This window comes from Bradyrhizobium sp. HKCCYLS3077 (genome assembly GCF_051167555.1).
Lineage (GTDB): Bacteria > Pseudomonadota > Alphaproteobacteria > Rhizobiales > Xanthobacteraceae > Bradyrhizobium.
Genome location: NZ_JBNPTH010000001.1, coordinates 116,369 through 134,832, shown reverse-complemented (window position 1 = coordinate 134,832; position 18,464 = coordinate 116,369). Strand labels below are relative to the sequence as shown.

At 66.5% G+C, this 18,464-nt stretch carries 18 protein-coding genes; 13 read left to right on the top strand and 5 right to left on the bottom strand.

The features are described 5' to 3' along the window. Positions 1-29: 29 nt before the first annotated feature. The 3 genes from rph to hemW are packed head-to-tail and all read left to right on the top strand — an operon-like array spanning position 30 to position 2,528. On the top strand, positions 30-743 hold the full coding sequence (gene rph, locus ACQR0Z_RS00635) for a ribonuclease PH (protein WP_434857969.1): 714 nt from the start codon (positions 30-32) through the stop codon (positions 741-743). After that, complete coding sequence (gene rdgB / locus ACQR0Z_RS00630) at positions 740-1,384, top strand: RdgB/HAM1 family non-canonical purine NTP pyrophosphatase (protein ID WP_434877783.1); 645 nt, start codon at positions 740-742, stop codon at positions 1,382-1,384. The genes rph and rdgB overlap by 4 nt, the downstream gene beginning before the upstream one ends. Continuing rightward, positions 1,371-2,528, top strand: a complete 1,158-nt coding sequence (hemW, locus tag ACQR0Z_RS00625) for a radical SAM family heme chaperone HemW (protein ID WP_434917357.1) — start codon at positions 1,371-1,373, stop codon at positions 2,526-2,528. The genes rdgB and hemW overlap by 14 nt, the downstream gene beginning before the upstream one ends. A gap of 12 nt (positions 2,529-2,540) precedes the next feature. On the opposite strand, the gene ACQR0Z_RS00620 is transcribed toward hemW, so the two are convergent. After that, positions 2,541-3,740 carry a penicillin-binding protein activator gene (locus tag ACQR0Z_RS00620; protein ID WP_434857966.1) on the bottom strand — a complete coding sequence of 400 codons (1,200 nt, stop codon included), beginning with the start codon at positions 3,738-3,740 and terminating at the stop codon, positions 2,541-2,543. A gap of 296 nt (positions 3,741-4,036) precedes the next feature. Between ACQR0Z_RS00620 and rsmI the strand changes: the two genes are divergently transcribed. The 4 genes from rsmI to ACQR0Z_RS00600 all read left to right on the top strand — a co-directional run bounded on the left by rsmI (position 4,037) and on the right by ACQR0Z_RS00600 (position 7,306). Continuing rightward, on the top strand, positions 4,037-4,984 hold the full coding sequence (gene rsmI, locus ACQR0Z_RS00615; protein ID WP_434917356.1) for a 16S rRNA (cytidine(1402)-2'-O)-methyltransferase: 948 nt from the start codon (positions 4,037-4,039) through the stop codon (positions 4,982-4,984). Beyond that, on the top strand, positions 4,971-5,390 hold the full coding sequence (locus ACQR0Z_RS00610) for a YraN family protein (RefSeq protein ID WP_434857964.1): 420 nt from the start codon (positions 4,971-4,973) through the stop codon (positions 5,388-5,390). Before rsmI ends, ACQR0Z_RS00610 begins: the two co-directional genes overlap by 14 nt. A 48-nt stretch (positions 5,391-5,438) precedes the next feature. Further along, complete coding sequence (gene gshB / locus ACQR0Z_RS00605; RefSeq protein WP_434857963.1) at positions 5,439-6,380, top strand: glutathione synthase; 942 nt, start codon at positions 5,439-5,441, stop codon at positions 6,378-6,380. A 110-nt stretch (positions 6,381-6,490) separates the two neighbouring features. Further along, a complete protein-coding gene (locus ACQR0Z_RS00600; RefSeq protein ID WP_434917355.1) occupies positions 6,491-7,306 on the top strand; it encodes an exodeoxyribonuclease III in 816 nt (271 codons plus the stop codon). Positions 7,307-7,527: 221 nt separating this feature from the next. Here the strand turns inward: ACQR0Z_RS00600 and ACQR0Z_RS00595 are convergent, their stop codons facing one another. Further along, a complete protein-coding gene (locus ACQR0Z_RS00595) occupies positions 7,528-7,971 on the bottom strand; it encodes a cyclic nucleotide-binding domain-containing protein (RefSeq protein WP_434857961.1) in 444 nt (147 codons plus the stop codon). Between the two features lie 66 nt (positions 7,972-8,037). Continuing rightward, the gene (locus ACQR0Z_RS00590) at positions 8,038-8,724 is read right to left on the bottom strand and encodes a response regulator transcription factor (protein WP_006612692.1); all 687 of its coding nucleotides are present in this window, start codon (positions 8,722-8,724) and stop codon (positions 8,038-8,040) included. 274 nt (positions 8,725-8,998) lie between these two features. Here ACQR0Z_RS00590 and ACQR0Z_RS00585 point away from each other — a divergent pair, with 274 nt between their 5' ends. Both ACQR0Z_RS00585 and ACQR0Z_RS00580 read left to right on the top strand, forming a co-directional pair. Beyond that, entirely contained in the window at positions 8,999-9,520 is a 522-nt protein-coding gene (locus ACQR0Z_RS00585; RefSeq protein ID WP_434917354.1) for a L,D-transpeptidase family protein, read from the top strand. A gap of 28 nt (positions 9,521-9,548) precedes the next feature. Then, entirely contained in the window at positions 9,549-10,334 is a 786-nt protein-coding gene (locus ACQR0Z_RS00580; RefSeq protein WP_434917353.1) for a 2-keto-4-pentenoate hydratase, read from the top strand. Between the two features lie 23 nt (positions 10,335-10,357). Here ACQR0Z_RS00580 and ACQR0Z_RS00575 read toward each other — a convergent pair whose 3' ends face one another. Beyond that, positions 10,358-11,044, bottom strand: coding sequence for a YggS family pyridoxal phosphate-dependent enzyme (locus ACQR0Z_RS00575; RefSeq protein ID WP_434917352.1), 687 nt, complete (start codon positions 11,042-11,044; stop codon positions 10,358-10,360). A gap of 116 nt (positions 11,045-11,160) precedes the next feature. Between ACQR0Z_RS00575 and ACQR0Z_RS00570 the strand changes: the two genes are divergently transcribed. After that, complete coding sequence (locus tag ACQR0Z_RS00570; protein ID WP_434857957.1) at positions 11,161-12,858, top strand: sensor domain-containing diguanylate cyclase; 1,698 nt, start codon at positions 11,161-11,163, stop codon at positions 12,856-12,858. 32 nt (positions 12,859-12,890) lie between these two features. Here the strand turns inward: ACQR0Z_RS00570 and ACQR0Z_RS00565 are convergent, their stop codons facing one another. After that, entirely contained in the window at positions 12,891-13,877 is a 987-nt protein-coding gene (locus ACQR0Z_RS00565) for a GGDEF domain-containing protein (RefSeq protein ID WP_434858291.1), read from the bottom strand. Positions 13,878-14,201: 324 nt separating this feature from the next. Here ACQR0Z_RS00565 and leuS point away from each other — a divergent pair, with 324 nt between their 5' ends. Genes leuS through holA form a run of 3 tightly spaced genes read left to right on the top strand, consistent with a single transcriptional unit; the run spans position 14,202 to position 18,411 of the window. Next, complete coding sequence (gene leuS, locus ACQR0Z_RS00560; RefSeq protein ID WP_434917351.1) at positions 14,202-16,826, top strand: leucine--tRNA ligase; 2,625 nt, start codon at positions 14,202-14,204, stop codon at positions 16,824-16,826. Continuing rightward, a complete protein-coding gene (lptE, locus tag ACQR0Z_RS00555) occupies positions 16,813-17,364 on the top strand; it encodes an LPS assembly lipoprotein LptE (protein WP_434857955.1) in 552 nt (183 codons plus the stop codon). The genes leuS and lptE overlap by 14 nt, the downstream gene beginning before the upstream one ends. Before the next feature lie 18 nt (positions 17,365-17,382). Continuing rightward, a complete protein-coding gene (gene holA / locus ACQR0Z_RS00550; protein ID WP_434857954.1) occupies positions 17,383-18,411 on the top strand; it encodes a DNA polymerase III subunit delta in 1,029 nt (342 codons plus the stop codon). Positions 18,412-18,464 lie beyond the last annotated feature (53 nt).

Genomic DNA, 18,464 nt, shown 5'->3' with positions numbered 1-18,464 from the left:
CTTGCGCCTTCCATTCACGGAGAGAACCCATGCGGCCGAGCCGCCGTGCACCGGATGAATTGCGGCCCGTGAGCCTGGAACGCGGCGTCGTCAAATACGCCGAAGGCTCCTGCCTGGTGAAATTCGGCGACACCCATGTGCTGGTCACCGCCACCCTGGAGGACCGGCTGCCGCCGTGGCTCAAGGGGCAGGGCCGGGGCTGGATCACGGCCGAATACGGCATGCTGCCGCGCGCCACCTCCGAACGGACCCGCCGCGAGGCCTCGGCCGGCAAGCAGACCGGCCGCACCGTGGAGATCCAGCGCCTGATCGGCCGCTCGCTGCGCACCGCGATCGACCTGGAGGCCCTCGGCGAACGCCAGATCACGGTCGATTGCGACGTGCTGCAGGCCGACGGCGGCACCCGCACCGCCTCGATCACCGGCGCCTGGGTGGCGCTGGCCGACTGCATCAAATGGATGAAGACGCGGAACATGCTCAAGGCCGAGGTGCTGCGCGCCAACGTCGCCGCGATCTCCTGTGGCATCTACAACGGCACGCCGGTGCTCGACCTCGACTATGCCGAGGATTCCGAGGCCGAGACCGACGCCAATTTCGTCATGACCGGCGACGGCCGCATCATCGAGGTGCAGGGCACGGCCGAGAAGACCCCGTTCACGGAAGCCGAGTTCCTGGCGCTGATGGCGCTGGCCCGCAAGGGCGTCGCCCGCCTGGTCGACCTGCAGAAGATGGCGGTCGCGTGAGCAGCCCACACCGCCCGATCACTGGCCGCATCGTCATTGCGACCCATAATTCCGGCAAGCTCGTCGAGATGCGCGAGTTGCTGGCGCCCTATGGCGTGGAGGCCGTCTCGGCGGGCGAACTCGGGCTCGGCGAGCCCGAGGAGACTGGCGACACCTTCCAGGCGAACGCCCGCATCAAGGCGGTGGCCGCGGCCGAGGCCGCCCAGCTGCCGGCCTTCGCCGACGATTCCGGGATCGTCGTCCATGGGCTCGACGGCGCGCCGGGCATCTATTCCGCGCGCTGGGCCGGACCGACCAAGGATTTCGCCGCGGCGATGGCGCAGATCGAGCGCCTGCTGCAGGAGCGCGGCGCTGTCACCGCCGACAAGCGCACCGCGCATTTCGTCTCGGCGCTGTGCGTCGCCTGGCCGGACGGACACGTCGAGGAGGTCGAGGCGCGGGTGGACGGCACCCTGGTCTGGCCGCCCCGCGGCACTGCCGGTTTCGGCTATGACCCGATGTTCCTGCCCGAAGGACATGACCGGACCTTCGGCGAGATGACGAGCATCGAGAAGCACGGCCTGCCGCCGCTGGGCCTTGGCCTGTCGCACCGTGCCCGCGCCTTCGTGAAACTCGCGGAGATCTGTCTTGAGCAGCGCTGACAGCGAAGCGTTCGGCGTCTATGTGCACTGGCCGTTCTGCCTGTCGAAATGTCCGTATTGCGACTTCAACAGCCACGTCCGGCATGCCGCCATCGACCAGGACCGCTTCGCGCGCGCCTTCGCCCGGGAGATCGCGACCACGGCGGTGCGGACCGGACCACGCACCGTCACCTCGATCTTTCTCGGCGGCGGCACGCCGTCGCTGATGCAGCCGCAGACGGTCGGCGCCATTCTCGATGCGATCGGCAAGCACTGGCGCGTCGCCGCTGACGTCGAGGTGTCGCTGGAGGCCAACCCGACCAGCGTCGAGGCGACGCGCTTTGCGGGCTACCGCGCGGCCGGCGTCAACCGCGTCTCGCTCGGCGTCCAGGCGATGGACGATGCGTCGCTGAAGATGCTGGGACGCCTGCACACGGCCGAAGAGGCGATGAAGGCCGTCGCCATCGCACGCGGAGCGTTCGACCGCTATTCGTTCGATCTCATCTACGCGCGGCCTGACCAGACGCCAGCGATGTGGACCGAGGAGCTGAACCGCGCGATCGGCGAGGCGGCCGAGCATCTGTCGCTCTATCAGCTCACGATCGAAGAGGGTACGCCGTTCTTCGGGCTGCACGCCGCCGGGAAGCTGAAGACGCCGGACGAAGGGCTCGCGCGGACGCTGTATGACGTCACGCAGGAGGTCTGCGCCCGCCATGGGCTGCCGGCCTACGAGATCTCTAATCACGCGCGGCCTGGCGCGGAGTGCCGGCACAATTTGGTCTACTGGCGCGGCCAGGAATATGCCGGCATCGGCCCGGGCGCGCATGGGCGGCTCGACATCGACGGTCTGAGGCACGCGACCGCGACCGACAAGCGGCCGGAGGCCTGGCTGATGCGGGTCGAATCCAACGGGCACGGCGTGATGACCGACGACCTCCTCAACAGCGAGGAGCGCGCCGACGAATTCCTGCTGATGGGGCTGCGCCTGCGCGAAGGTATCGATCCCCAGCGCTATGCCGCGATCTCAGGCCGCACACTCGATCCGCGCCGCATTGCGCTGCTGCGCGAGGAGGGCGCCATCGCGGTCGAGCCGGACGGACGGCTGCGCGTCACCCAGGACGGCTTCCCGGTGCTCGACGCCGTCGTCGCCGATCTCGCGGCCTGACGGCGCACTCTCTCAAGTGGCGCTGAAGCTCTTGGGTGCGCCGGCGATGGCCTGACCACCACCCGAGGCGACGCGCATCACGGCGAGTCCGCGCTCATTGGTGCCGTCGCTGCGGAAGCGAAACAGCCCGTCGATGCCGGCGAAGCCGGAGGCATTGGTCAGCACATCCGGTGCGAAACGCTGCGCGCCTTGGGTGCGCGCCAGCGCGGCGACCAGCGCCACCGCATCATAGGCCAGTGTCGCCGTGCGCACGGGGTCGCCGCCAAAGCGCGTGCGGTAGCGCCCGGCGAAGGCGCGGAATCCGGACGGGTCCGGCGCGGCATAGAGGCCGCCTTGCAGGCTGGCGCTGGCATAGACGCGCGGATTGTCCCACAGCCCGGTGCCGAGCAGCTGAATGTTGCGCAGGTTCGCGCCGGCCGCGGTCAGCGCATCGGCGGTGGCCGCAACCGATTCGCCGTCATCGGCGAGCAGCAACGCATCGGCGCCGCCGAGCGCCTGCGCGACGGTGCGCGCCGGCCCGGCGCGGTCGCCGGAGTATTTCTCGAACGCCACGATGCGTCCGCCGCGCCGGCTGACGGCGGTCTTGAACGCGCCTTCGACCACGGTGCCATAGGCATTGTCGGGCAGCAGCGCCGCGAAGGAGCGCTTGCCCACGCCGGCGGAGTAGTCGACGATCCGCGTCGCATCGGATTCCGGCAGGAAGCTGAGCAGATAGACGCCCCGCCCGGCGACGCTCGAATCGGTCGAGAAGGCGATCACCGAGATGTTGCGGGTTCGCGCCACCTGGGCCACCGCGGGGACTGATCCGGCGAACAGCGGACCCAGGATGATTTCGGCGCCCTCGTCGGAGGCCTGCTGGGCGCCCTGCTGCGCACCCGGCTGGCTGCCGGCATCGTCCTTGATCAGAAGCTGGATATTGGGGTTCTGAAACTCGGCGAGCGCCATCTCGGCGGCGTTCTTCATCGACTGCGCCGCGACGCCGGCATTGCCGGACGCCGACAGCGGCAGGATCAGACCGACCTTGACCTGGCCGTTGCCGGCCACCGCCGGCTGCTGCGGCGGGCCGGCGGGCGCCGTCGCCTGCTCAAAGGGGTTCTGCACGCTCGAGCACGCCGACAGGATCGGCGCGCCCAGGATCAGACCCAGCGCCGTTCGCCGGGCAACCCCATGGGGTCCCGGACGGAGAGAGTTGGGATCACGCGGGCCCACCATGGCATCTCTTCGTTCGGCCTGTTACGGCCAGAAGTTCCCCAAACGCACGCCCCCCAGGCCGTGCTGATTCACTCATATTGTCGACGAATAGTTAAGCAAAACAAAAGGCTGTCAGCGCCACACGGCGGATCAATTCAGCGTTTTGCACGCGCTATCCCCTGCTCTCACGCAACACCGGATTTGTGCGGGTTCGAACTTGAAGCTGCGATGAACGGCATGCGCGGCCGGGAACTTCGACTCGCCCGCCCGATCGTTCCCTTATGGCATTCCCGCGACGCGCCCTTTAAATTACCGCGATGGGCGCCAACGCAATCCCGAACACGCCGCCGGGTGACGGCAAATCTTCCAGCACGCCGACCTATCTGGTGGCGGGGCAGGCCGTTGCGGCGTCCAGGGCACGTCCGGGGCTGCATCTCGTGGCAACCCCGATCGGCAATCTCGGCGATATCACCCTGCGCGCGCTGGATACGCTCGCCGGCGCCGACATGATCTTCTGCGAGGACACGCGAATCACCCGGCGTCTCGCCGAGCGCTACGGCCTGTCCGCGGAGCTCGCCGCCTATCACGAGCACAATGCCGAGGCCGTCAGGCCGAAGATCTTGCAGCGGCTGGCCGAGGGCGCGGCGATCGCGCTGGTGTCCGACGCCGGAACCCCGCTGATCTCCGATCCCGGCTACAAGCTGGTGCGCGCGGCCTGTGACGCGGGCCACGCGGTCACGGCACTGCCCGGACCCTCCGCCGTGCTCGCCGCGCTGACCGTGGCCGCGTTGCCGACCGACCGCTTCTTCTTCGAGGGCTTCCTGCCGGCCAAGCAGCAGGCGCGGCGGACGCGGCTGTCGGAGCTCGCGCGCATCGAAGCGACGGTGGTGGTGTTCGAAGCGGGCAGCCGTGTTCAGGACACGCTGGCTGATCTCGCCGACGCGATGAAGGGACGCCCCGCCGCGATCTGCCGCGAGCTGACCAAGCTGCACGAGGAAGTTCTGCGCGGACCCGTCGGCGAGCTCGCGGCCGGGGCCGCTGAGCTCGAGACGCGCGGCGAGTTCGTGCTGGTCATCGGCCCGCCGCCGCGCGATGCCGAGGTGCTGACGCAGGATGCGCTGGATGCGGTCCTGAGGGACCTGCTGCAGCGGTCAAGCGTCAAGGACGCCGTGATGCATGCCGTCGAACTCTCGGGCCGCCCACGGCGCGAAGTCTACGCACGCGCGCTGGAGCTCGCCAAGGACACGGCCGATGGCGAAGACTGAGCCTGCGGCCGGCAAGCCCGCCAACAAGCCCGCCAAGACGGCCGCCCCCGAGCGCGTCGCCGCCTTCCGCACCGGCCTGTCGGCGGAGGCGCGCGCGGCGGCGCTGCTGATCGCCAAGGGCTATCGCATCCTCGCCAAACGCTTCCGCACGCCGCATGGCGAGATCGACATCATCGCGCGCAAGCGCGGCCTGGTTGCCTTCGTCGAGGTCAAGGCCCGCGCCTCGCTCGACGATGCCGCCTACGCGGTGACGCCGCGCCAGCAGCAGCGCATCATCGCTGCCGCGCAGGCCTGGCTGGCGGCGCATCCCGACCATGCCGAATTGGAGCTGCGGTTCGACGCGATTCTGGTTGCGCCGCGCAGCCTGCCGCGCCATCTGATCGCAGCCTTCGACGCCAGCACCTGACATGAGCCATACGACCAGAACTCACACGACAGAGACCGGGACCTGCCCATGAAACTGAATGTCGCCGTCCAGATGGACCCGATCGCGCGCATCAACATCCGCGGCGACTCGACGTTTGCGATGCTGCTCGAAGCGCAGCGGCGCGGCCACGGGCTGTGCTACTACACGCCGGACAAGCTGTCGCTGCGCGGCGACGAGCTGTACGCGCCGGTGCAGGCGCTGACGGTGCGCGACGAGGTCGGCGATCACTTCACGCTCGGCGAGCCGAAGCCGACCGCGCTCACCTCGTTCGACGTCGTGCTGCTGCGGCAGGATCCGCCGTTCGATCTCGCCTACATCACCTCGACGCATTTCCTCGAGCGCATCCATCCGAAGACGCTGGTGGTCAACGATCCCGCCAGCGTGCGCAATGCGCCGGAAAAGCTGTTCGTGATGAATTTTCCGCAGCTGATGCCGCCGACCTTGATCTCGCGGGACATCGACGAGATCAACGCCTTCCGCGACCAGCACGGCGCCGTGGTGATGAAGCCGCTGCACGGCCATGGCGGCGCGGCGGTCTTCCGGGTGATGCCGCAGGACATGAATTTCGGCTCGCTGTTCGACATGTTCTCGGTGACGTTCAAGGAGCCCTGGGTGATCCAGCGCTTCCTTCCCGAGGTGAAGCACGGTGACAAGCGCATCATCCTGGTCGACGGCGAGTTCGCCGGCGCCGTCAACCGCGTGCCGGCCGCCGATGACCTCCGCTCCAACATGGTGCGCGGCGGCGCCGCGCAGGCGACCGAGCTCAGCCCGCGCGAGCGCGAGATCTGCGACACGCTTGGACCGGAGCTGCGCGCCCGCGGCCTGCTGCTGGTTGGCATCGACGTCATCGACGGCAATCTCACCGAGATCAACGTGACCTCGCCGACCGGCATCCGCGCGATCTCGCGGCTCGGCGGCCCCGACATCGCGGCGCGGGTGTGGGACGTGATCGAGGCCAAGCGGCGTTGAACACGCAATCCAGTTAGTTGGGGAAAAGCCCTGGTGGTGCAGTCAATCGGCCGCGCCGCGGCCCAGGCTCGGGCGCTGACGGCAGTGCAATCCATGCTATCGCAGATATCATGCGTCTCGTCCTGACCACCTGGAACATCAATTCGGTGCGCCTGCGCATCGATCTCGTCGCCAAGCTCATCAAGCAGGTCCGGCCCGATGTGCTGTGCCTGCAGGAGACCAAGTGCATCGATGATGCCTTCCCGCTGAAGCGCTTCAAGCGGCTCGGCTATGAGCACATCGCGCTGAACGGGCAGAAGGGCTATCACGGCGTCGCCGTGATCTCGAAATGGCCTTTCGAGACGACGAACGTCCGGACGTTCTGCGACAAGGTGGATTCGCGTCACATCAGCGTGGCGTTCGGCGAGAAGGCGCAGCTCGCGCAGCGGCTGGTGCTGCATAATTTCTACGTGCCGGCCGGCGGCGACATTCCCGATCCCGCGCTCAATCCTAAATTCGAGCACAAGCTGCAATTCCTCGACGAGATGAAGGCGTGCGAGCCGCTGCATCCGCGCGGCGACGACCGCCACATCCTGGTCGGCGATCTCAACGTCGCGCCGCATGAGCACGACGTGTGGTCGCACAAGCAACTCCTGAAGGTGGTCTCACATACGCCGATCGAGACCGAGAAGCTGCTGGCGGCGCAGAGCCATGGCGAATGGATCGACGTCGCGCGCGAGCGCATCCCGATGTCGGAGAAGGTCTACACGTGGTGGAGCTACCGCGCCGCCGACTGGACCGTCGGCGACCGCGGCCGACGGCTCGACCACATCTGGGTATCGCGGGCGCTGAAGGACCGCGTCAGCGACTTCAAGATCCTGCGCGATGCGCGGAGCTGGGAGCGGCCATCGGACCATGTGCCGGTGACGGTGACGATGGACGTGTAGTTAGCCGCTTCGGTGTGAGCTGACTCGTGGCGCCTTCGCCGTCATTACGGGGCAATCGACAAGGCGCAGTCGCAAAGCGACGGCGCTTTGGCGATTGAACCCGGAATCTCGAGCTTGTTGAAACGGGCGCAAGACAAGCTCGGGATTCCGGGTTCAAGGCCTGCGGCCTTGCCCCGGAATGACGGGGGATCAGATGTGCAACCGCTCTCTCGGCCGTGCGCTCACGACATCAGCTTCGCGCCGGCCATCATGATGTCGTTGGCGATCCGGCTGGCGCGGTGGGCGAACTCGTCGCGCAGCCGCCGGGCCGCCATCGCATCGCTTTCGAGCACGCGCTGGAACAGGCTGCGCGAGATGCGCACCACGGTCGAATATTCCAAGGCGGTCGCGGTGGCCGGGCGCCGCATCTCGACCAGCAACGCGAGTTCGCCGATCAGCATCGTCGGCGTGGCGACGATCTCGGCACCGGCTTCGTCATTGATGCGCAGCGCGCCGCGCTGGACAACATAGCCGCAATCGGCGGTGTCGCCCTCGCGGAACAGCGTTTCGCCGCTCTGGACGTTACGCTGCTCGGAGCCGATCGCGATCATGCGCAGTGAGTCGCTTCCCAAAAGGCGCAAGGTTGGGACGCGCTCCAATAGCGCAATATCGTCTTCGATCGACATCGAGGGCCCGGGGAAGGCGGAATGGAACCAATAACATAAATGGCGAAACCGCCATCCCCGAACCTATCACGGTACCAACTTGTATCCACCGGCCTCGGTGACGAGAATCTCGGGATTCGCGGCATCTTTCTCGATCTTCTGCCGCAGACGGTAAATATGCGTTTCCAGCGTGTGGGTGGTGACGCCGGAATTGTAGCCCCAGACCTCCTGCAGCAGGGTCTCGCGCGACACCGGCTGCTGGCCGGCGCGGTACAGGAAGCGCAGGATCGCGGTTTCCTTTTCCGTCAGGCGGACCTTCCGGGCGTTGGCGCCGGTCAGCATCTTCGAGCCCGGGCGGAAGCTGTAGGGGCCGACCGAGAACACCGCGTCCTCGCTGGCCTCGTGCTGGCGAAGCTGGGCGCGGATGCGGGCGAGCAGCACGGCGAAGCGGAACGGCTTGGCGACGTAGTCATTGGCGCCGGACTCGAGCCCGAGGATCGTATCCGAATCGGTGTCATGGCCGGTCAGCATGATGATCGGGGCCTTGAAGCCGCCTTTTCGCAAGCTGCGCACCACCTCGCGGCCGTCGGTGTCGGGCAGGCCGACATCCATCAGCACCAGATCGGGAGAATTGGCCTTTGCGGCGCTGGCACCCTTGGCGCCGGTATCGACGGCCTGAGCCTCGAATTCATCATGCAGCGAGAGCTGCTCCATCAGGGTGTCGCGCAGATCGGTGTCGTCATCCACGATCAGGATCTTGCGGGCATTGGCCATTGTACAATCCTCTAGGTGGCGCCGGCGGGATCAGGTGGGTGGCGCCTTCAACGGTGGGCAAACAGGCTCATCAGCCCTGTTCCGTCTTGAAGTAGGGGGCTGTTATCGATTCACAAGCGCCCAGCACTGTACTCCAGAATTGGGCAGGGAATGAGATGAATGTCCTGTTCGACTCGCGGAGCGGACCATTTGCCGACAATAAGGCAATTCACGGGCAATGCATGGCAATGAAAAGGCACGTTGTTTCATGACATTAGCAGATTCGCCGCGTGGCATGCCAGCAGCCCATGTGTCGATTCGGACTGGCGCGGGCTCCCGCCAGCGCGGCTGGCTGACAATCTGGGGCCATATCATTCCGGTGGCGCTCGGCCGCGGCGGCGTCCTCGCCAACAAGCGCGAGGGCGATGGCGGCACCCCGCGCGGCACATTCTACCCCCGCCGTCTCTGGTGGCGGGCGGACCGGCATGCCCGCCCGCGGACCTTTCTGCCGGTCCGGCTGATCGGACCCGAGGACGCCTGGTGCGAGGACCCCGCCGACCGGCACTATAACCAGCCGGTGAAGCTGTGCGGAGACCAGCCCGGAGACCGCCTCGCGCGGCAGGACCATTTGTACGATTTCATCATCGAGATCGACCACAACACCCGTCCGCGGATTGCGGGGCGGGGCAGCGCGGTGTTCCTGCACCTCGCACGGCCGAATTTCGGGCCCACAGCCGGCTGCGTGGCGATGACCCGTCCGGCGATGCTGCAGCTGTTGCAAAGGATCGGTCCGCGCACCAGGATCGTCATTCAATAAAAGAAGAGACAGCGACGGGGAGGACATCATGCGCGCAGCGGACAGGCTTGCCGGCGCTTCCGGCATTCTGAACGACCACTGGACATCAGGCCGCAAGCTGGCGGCATTGCCGCCGGATCTTCGTCCCCACGACCGTGCCGAGGGCTACGCCATCCAGGCCGAGATCGAGCGCCAATCGCGCCAGCCGCTGTTCGGCTGGAAGATCGCGGCCACCAGCGAAGCGGGACAGCGCCATATCAATGTCGCCGGTCCGATGGCCGGCCGCATCCTGGCCGAGACGGTTCTGCCGGTCGGCGGCACCGCCTCCATGGCAGGCAACGAGATGCGGGTCGCGGAGCCGGAATTCGCGTTTCGCCTGGGACGGGATCTGCCGCCACGACCGACACCTTATGATGTCGCCGAGGTGCTCGCGGCCGTCGACACGCTGCACCCCGCGATCGAGATTCCGGATTCGCGATTCGCTGATTTCGTCAGCGCAGGGGAGGCGCAGCTGATCGCCGACAACGCCTGCGCCCATCTGTTCGTGCTGGGAGCGCCGACATCAGCCGACTGGCGCGGCCGCGACCTCGTGGACGAGCGGCCGCGCATCACGCTGCGCGGCGACACCTTCACCGGCCATGGCCGCAACGTGCTCGGCGATCCCCGGATCGCGCTGGCCTGGCTGGTCAACGAGCTGCGCCAGCTCGGCATCACCGCGCGGGCAGGGCAGGTGGTCACCACCGGCACCTGCCATCCGCCGCTGCCGATCGGGTCGGGGGACGTGATGGAAGCGGATTTCGGCGACCTCGGGCGGGTGTCCGTCAGTTTCGAATAACCGAGCCTGACATTGATGCACCGTCAGCGGTGCCCGAAGATCGCCGAGCCGACGCGCACATGGGTGGCGCCGAACTGGATCGCGGTGGCGAAATCGGCGCTCATGCCCATCGAAAGATTCGACAGGCCGTTGCGGGCGGCAATCTTGGCGGTTAGCGCGAAATGCGGTCCCGGCGCCTGGTCGACCGGCGGAATGCACATCAGGCCGGAAATCTCCAGCCCGTAATCCTTGCGACAGGCCGCGAGGAAGGCGTCGGCGTCGCCGGGCGCGATGCCGGCCTTCTGCGGCTCCTCGCCGGTGTTGATCTGGACGAAGAGCTGGGGATGCCGGCCCTGAGCCGCGATTTCCTTGGCCAGCGCCGTGCAGAGACTCGGCCGATCCACGGAGTGAATGGCGTCGAACAGCGCCACCGCCTCCTTTGCCTTGTTGGACTGCAACGGCCCGATCAGGTGCAGCGACAGGCCGGGATGCGCAGTCATCAGCGCCGGCCACTTGCCCTTGGCCTCCTGAACCCGGTTCTCTCCGAACACGCGCTGCCCGGCCGTGATCACCGGCTCGATCGCCTCGGCCGCGAACGTCTTCGACACCGCGATCAGGGTCACCGAGGCACGCGCGCGCTGGGCGTCGCCGCAGGCGCGCTGGATCTGCTGCTCGACGGCGGCGAGCGCGGTCTGTGATGACGAAGGCAAGGCGTTGGGGGCGTCGGTCACGATCGGGGGTCCGCGGGTCCGGTAGATTTACGGGTTTAGCTGCAATTTTACGGAGTTCGAGAAAGGGTTCTTGAGCCCTTCTCCTTACCCTGCACAGCCGGGGGTAGGGGGAAGAAATGCCAAGCATCCGCTTCAATCGCAATAGAGTGAAGCTGAACCGGCTGATGGGGATTCGCGCCCGGCTGGCGCTGCTCGCCCTGATTCTGGTCGCGCCGCTGATGCTGGAACGCGCCCGATCCCTGGAAGGCGCCCGGACCCGCCAGATCGCGCTCGCATCCGAGGAATTCTTTGCGCTCGCCCGGCAAAGCGCCGACATGCAGCGCGAGGTCATCATGTCGGTCGAGACGGTGCTGAAGTCGACCGCCTATGTCCGCGCGTCCGCGGCCGGCATCAGCCGCAGCTGCGACATGATGCGGGCCAGCCTGCCGGCGACCTTGCCCTGGATCCGCACGCTGATGATCGCCGGCCGCGACGGCCGCATCCAGTGCTCGACCAACAATCAGTATGTGGGGCTGGATTTCAGCGACCGGCCCTATTTCCGCGGCGCCCAGGAAGCGCGCGACTTCGTCTTCTCCGACTATTTGCTGTCGAAGCCGACGCATGTGCCGATCGTGATGGCCGCCTATCCGGTCGCCGCGTTCACCGGCGAGCCCGACGCCGTCATGCTCGCGAGCGTGAACCTGGAATGGATGTCCAAGATCATGAGCAATCTTGGCAACCGTCCCGGCATCACCGCGGTGCTGATCGACAGCGAGGGAACCGTGCTGGCCGCGCCGGCCGGGTATGCGGAACTGATCGGCCGGCCGCTCGACAGCGTGCCGCTGTTGTCGGCGGTGACGGAGACCGCCCTGAGCTCCAGCAAGCCGACCGAGACGTTGAGCTTCACGGCAGCGGATGGATCGAAGCGCGCCATCACCTTCACCCGCATCGCCGATACCGGCTCGCGCCTGATCGTCAGCATCGACGAGACCCGCGTCACCGCGGCGATCGACCGCGAGATCCACAATGCCTATGTGCAGGCCGGCCTGGTGTGCCTGATCGTGCTGCTCGGCGCGCTGATCGCCGCCGAAAAGCTGATCGTCAAGCCGGTCAACATGCTCGCCGCGACGGCCAAGCGCTTCGGCCTGGGTCACTGGTCGGCGCGCGTCGCCACCAAGAATCTCCCTTCGGAATTCGTGCCGCTGGCAAGATCGTTCAATGCGATGGCGGCGAAGCTGGGCCAGCGCGAGCGTGAGCTGGTCGCCGCCAACGACCGGCTGACGGTGATGGCGTCGATCGACATGCTGTCAGGGCTCGCCAACCGGCGCGGCTTCCAGAACCGCATCGATATCGAATGGGCGCGGGCGCAGCAGACCGGCAGAGAGCTGTCGTTGCTGATGATCGATGTCGATCATTTCAAGCTCTACAACGATACCTACGGTCATCCCGAAGGCGACGCCTGCCTGTCACGGCTGGGCGAGACGCTGGCGGAGATCGCGGGCTCGACCATGGCCTTTGCCGGCCGCTATGGCGGCGAGGAATTCTGCCTGCTGCTGCCGGGAATGAACGCGAGGCAGGCGCTCGAAATCGGCGAGCGGGTGCGCGCCGCCGTGCTGGAGCTCGAACTGCCGCACGCAACGTCGGCGCATCGTTGTGTCACGGTCAGCGTGGGCGTGGCGTGCACACTGCCCAATGATTCGCTGACTCCTGCGGATCTGATCGAGGCGGCTGATGCCGCGCTGTATGCCGCCAAGCATCGCGGACGCAACACGGTCGTCGGACACGGCTTTGGCGACGTCGCAAATGCGAGCAGGGACGTGGCGCGCACCGGCTGAGCCGCAGCCTTGAACCGATCAGCTCGAGCTGATCAGCCGACGGCCAGTTTGCGGTCGAGCTCGAGCTCGGTGACGACGCGATTGCGGCCGAGCTTCTTGGCGAGATACAGCGCACGATCGCAGCGATCGATCAGATCAGCCATCGACTCGCCGAACTGGAATTGACCGACGCCGATCGACACCGTGATCTGCGGCAGCACTTCGCCGGTCGAGCGCCGTGTGAACTGGCAATCGGCGATCGTGCGGCGGATGCGTTCGGCGATGGCCGTGCAACCCTCGAGATCGGTCTGCGGCAGCACCGCGATCAGTTCCTCGCCGCCGTAGCGCGCCGGCAGATCGTTGTCGCGGACGCGCTCGCGCAACGCCTTGGCCACGAGCCGCAGCACCTGGTCGCCGACGCCGTGACCGTAACTGTCGTTGAACCGCTTGAAGTGATCGACATCGATCAGGAGAATGGCGAGCGGCTCGTCGCGCTCCATCGCCTCGATCTGCGCATGGCGGAAGAACTCTTCGAGCGCGCGGCGGTTCGGCAGACCCGTGAGGGTGTCCGTGCGCGCGCGCTGCTCCGATTTGTTGAGCGAGTCCCTGATGGTGTCGAGCTCACGCGACTTTTCGGCGAAGTTCGCTTCCAGCTTCGCCGCGCGCGCGGTGGCCTGCGCCAGCTCGCTCACCAGACTCTCGATCAGGATCTTCGGATCGACGCCCTGCTCGTTCTGCTCGGCGACGCCATCGATCGCCGCCATGTGCGTGCGGTTGTCGGCGATGGCGGCGGTCAGATACTGCTTGGCGGAATCCATGACGCCATGCAACTGCTGCGAGACTTTGTGGACGACGGCCGCTTCCGTTCCCTGCTGACCGATATAGGTATCGAACAGCGCCTGATTGGTCGTCTTGTCGAACTTGCGCTTGTTGCTGACGAGAATGTCGACGGCTCGCTTCAGGTCCGACGCCGACCCCAGCGAGTACTTGAACCACAGATGGAAGTTGTTCGGCGTGGGGGGTACGCGCTGCTGGGCCATGGAACGCATGGCCTTCTCTGCGACTGTCGTCGCATACTCGAAGTCGAGCTCGTCGAACGTAGCGCCGGACACGATGCGGAGTGATCCAAGGATGCGGGCTGAGGACTTGAATATGCACTCAGTCTCCCATTCAAGTCTTAACCGTGCCTCAATCCCACCTCCGACAGTGCGGCCGGAGCCTGCAAAATAACTTGCGATTAGCGCCAGTTAGCAGCTGCACGGAATGGTATCATCATCTGCCGCCCCATTGACCCGCGTGCTGCTTTTGTGGCCTAGTCCGCCGTCGAAAACGACGCGAATCCTCGAAAATTACAAGCGATTTTCATGACAACCGAACGCTACAACGCCCGTGAAGCCGAGCCGCGCTGGCAGCGCCAGTGGGACGAGAAGGCGATTTTCGCCACCAAGAACGAAGATCCGCGTCCGAAATACTACGTACTCGAGATGTTTCCCTACCCGTCGGGACGCATCCATATCGGCCATGTCCGTAATTATACGCTAGGCGACGTGCTGGCGCGCTTCATGCGCGCCAAGGGCTTCAACGTGCTGCATCCGATGGGCTGGGACGCGTTCGGCCTGCCGGCGGAGAACGCCGCGATCGAGCGCAAGGTCGCGCCGAAGGCGTGGACCTACGACAACATCGCGGCGATGAAGAAGCAGCTGCGCTCGATCGGCCTGTCGCTCGACTGGGCCCGCGAGTTCGCGACCTGCGATCCGTCCTACTACAAGCACCAGCAGAAGATGTTCCTCGACTTCATGCAGGCGGGGCTGGTCGAGCGCGAGAAGCGCAAGGTGAACTGGGATCCGGTCGACATGACCGTGCTCGCCAACGAGCAGGTGATCGACGGCCGCGGCTGGCGTTCCGGTGCGGTGGTCGAACAGCGTGAGATGAACCAGTGGGTGTTCAAGATCACCAAGTACTCGCAGGAGCTGCTGGACGCGCTCGACGGGCTGGACCGCTGGCCGGACAAGGTGCGGCTGATGCAGCGGAACTGGATCGGCCGCTCCGAGGGTCTGCTGATCCGCTTCGCGCTGGATGCCGCGACCACGCCCGCCGGCGAGACCGAGCTGAAGATCTTCACGACGCGGCCGGACACACTGTTCGGCGCCAAGTTCATGGCGATCTCGGCGGACCATCCGCTGGCGCAAGCGGCCGCCGCCAAGAACCCCGAGCTCGCCGCGTTCATCGCCGAGATCAAGCGCATCGGTACCGCGCAGGAGGCGATCGACACCGCCGAGAAGCAGGGCTTCGACACCGGCATCCGCGCGGTGCATCCGTTCGACCCGAGCTGGACCTTGCCGGTCTATGTCGCGAATTTCGTGCTGATGGAGTACGGCACCGGCGCCATCTTCGGCTGCCCGGCGCATGACCAGCGCGACCTCGACTTCGTCAACAAATACGGCCTCGGCAACACGCCGGTGGTCTGCCCGGAAGGACAGGACCCCGCGAGCTTCGTCATCACCGACACCGCTTTCGACGGTGACGGCCGCCTGATCAATTCGCGCTTCCTCGACGGCATGACGATCGCGCAGGCCAAGGATGAGGTCGCCAAGCGGCTGGAGACCGAACAGCGCGGCGGTGCCGCCGTCGGCGAGCGCCAGGTCAATTTCCGCCTGCGCGACTGGGGCATCTCGCGGCAGCGCTATTGGGGCTGTCCGATCCCGGTGATCCACTGCGCCAAATGCGATGTCGTGCCTGTGCCGGCCAAGGACCTGCCCGTGGTGCTGCCGGATGACGTCACCTTCGACAAGCCGGGCAACGCGCTGGATCATCATCCGACCTGGAAACACGTCACCTGTCCGACATGCGGCGGCAAGGCCACGCGCGAAACCGACACCATGGACACCTTCGTGGATTCGTCCTGGTACTTCGCGCGCTTCACCGATCCGTGGAACGAGAGCGCGCCGACGACGCCTGAGGTCGCCAACCGGATGATGCCGGTCGACCAGTATATCGGCGGCGTCGAGCACGCGATCCTGCATCTGCTGTACAGCCGCTTCTTCACCCGCGCGATGAAGGCGACCGGCCATGTCGCGATGGACGAGCCGTTCGCCGGCATGTTCACCCAGGGCATGGTGGTGCACGAGACCTACCAGAAGGCCGACGGTACCTTCGTCAACCCGGCCGACGTCAAGATCGAGATCGGCGGCAATGGCCGCCGCGCGGTGCTGACTGCGACCGGCGAAGACATCACGATCGGCCCGATCGAGAAGATGTCGAAGTCGAAGAAGAACACCGTCGACCCCGACGACATCATCGAGAGCTACGGCGCCGACGTCGCCCGCTGGTTCATGCTGTCGGACTCGCCGCCGGATCGCGACGTGATCTGGAGCGACGAGCGCGTTCAGGGCGCGGCGCGTTTCGTCCAGCGCCTGTGGCGGCTGGTCAACGAATCGGTTGCGGCCGCGGCGGAGGCCCTCTCCTCCCGTCCGGCGACCTTTGGCCCCGACGCGCTGGCGCTGCGCAAGGCCGCGCATGGCGCGCTGGACAAGGTGACCGGCGGCATCGAGCGGCTGCACTTCAATGTCTGCCTGGCGCATATCCGCGAATTCGCCAATGCGCTGGCCGACGTGCTGGCGAAGCCGGCCAAGCCGGCGCCGGACCTGGCGTTCGCGATTCGCGAGGCGGCGGGCATCCTGGTGCAGCTGTTCTCGCCGATGATGCCGCATCTGGCCGAGGAATGCTGGCAGGTGCTGGGCCAGAAAGGGCTGATCTCGGAGGCCTCCTGGCCGCAAATCGAACGAGATTTGCTGGTTGAGGACAGCATGACCCTGGTCGTGCAGGTCAACGGCAAGAAGCGCGGAGAAGTCACAGTCGCCAGCAACGCGCAGAATCCGGAAATTGAGTCTGCCGTTTTGGCCCTTGATGCAGTAAAACTCGCGCTGGATGGCAAGCCCGTCCGCAAGGTGATCATTGTTCCCAAGAGGATCGTGAATGTCGTCGGCTAGGTTTCGGATCGCTGCACGCCTTCTCGCCGTGGCCGCGTTGGCTGGGCTGACGGCTGGCTGCTTCCAGCCGATGTATGCCGAGCATGCCGACGGCACCCCTGCCTTGCGCGACAAGCTGATGGGCATCGAGCTGCCGCCGGTCGACAAGCCGAACGCCTCGCCCGAGGCGCGCATCGGCGTGGGCATCCGCAACGCGCTTGCCTTCAAGCTCTATGGCACTGCCACGGGGACGGCGCCGACGCACAAGCTGGTGCTGAAGTTCCAGACCAGCCGGTCGTCGCTGATCGTGTCGCAGACGACCGGCCTGCCAACCACGGAAAATGTCGGCATCGACGCGCAGTACAATCTGGTCGATCTCGCCACCAACAAGTCGGTGATGACCGGAACGACCTTCGCCCGGACGTCCTACGACATCCCCGGCTCTTACCAGCGCTTCGCCCGCCAGCGCGCGTTCAACGACGCCGAGGACCGGGCGGCCGAGCAGATTGCCGAGAACATCAAGACCCGGCTCGCGGCCTTCTTCACCGCGGGCACCTGACGCACGGCTGACACCGCCGTGGTCGCGCTGCGCGGACGAGACATCGACGCCTTCCTCGCCAGACCGGACGCGGCCCGTCCGCTGATCCTGCTGTATGGCCCGGATGCCGGCCTGGTCCGCGAGCGGGCCGAGGCGCTGATCGCCTCCGCCGTCGACAATCCCGACGATCCGTTTTCCGTGGTCCGGCTCGACGGCGATGAGCTCGCCGCCGAGCCGTCGCGGCTGGTCGACGAGGCCATGACCGTGCCGCTGTTCGGCGGCCGCCGCGCCATTCGGGTGCGGGCCGGCTCGCGGACCTTTGCCAGCGGGGTCGAGACGCTCACGCAGATGAGCGTGCGCGACTGCCGTATCGTCATCGAGGCCGGCGACATCCGGCCGGATTCGCCCTTGCGCAAGATTTGCGAAAAGGCCGCGAGTGCGGTGGCGATCGGCTGCTATCCGGACACCGAGCGTGATCTCGCCAAGCTGATCGATGACGAGTTGCGCATCGCGAGCTTGCGCATTTCGCAGGACGCGCGCGCCTATCTGATGGCGCTGCTCGGCGGCGACCGCCAGGCGTCCCGCAACGAAGTGCGCAAGCTGACCTTGTTCGCGCATGGCGAAGGCGAGGTGACGCTCGACCACGTCATGGCCGTGGTCGCCGACGCCTCGGAGATGAAGCTCGACCCGATCGTCGACGGCGCCTTCGGCGGCAAGCCCGATGTGGTCGAGACCGAGTTCGGCAAGGCGATGATCGCCGGCACCTATCCCGGGGTCATCATCTCCGCGGCGCAGCGGCATGCTGCATGGCTGCACAAATCAGCCCTGGCCGTGGCCTCGGGCGCATCGATCTCCAGCATTCTGGAAGGCGGCTTCCCGCGGCTGCACTTCTCGCGCAAGCCGAGTGCGGAAACCGCGCTGCGCAACTTCTCCCCTGCCCGTCTGCTGCCGATCATCGACCAGCTCGCGACGGCCGCGCTCGACATGCGCAAGCAGCCGGGATTGGCGGCGGCGATCGCGCAGCGGACGCTGCTGTCGATCGCGGTGGCGGCGCGGCGCAAGGGGTAATGATTCAGAACGGGGCTCAGGCGGCAGCGGTGTCGAAGACATCGGCTCGTTGA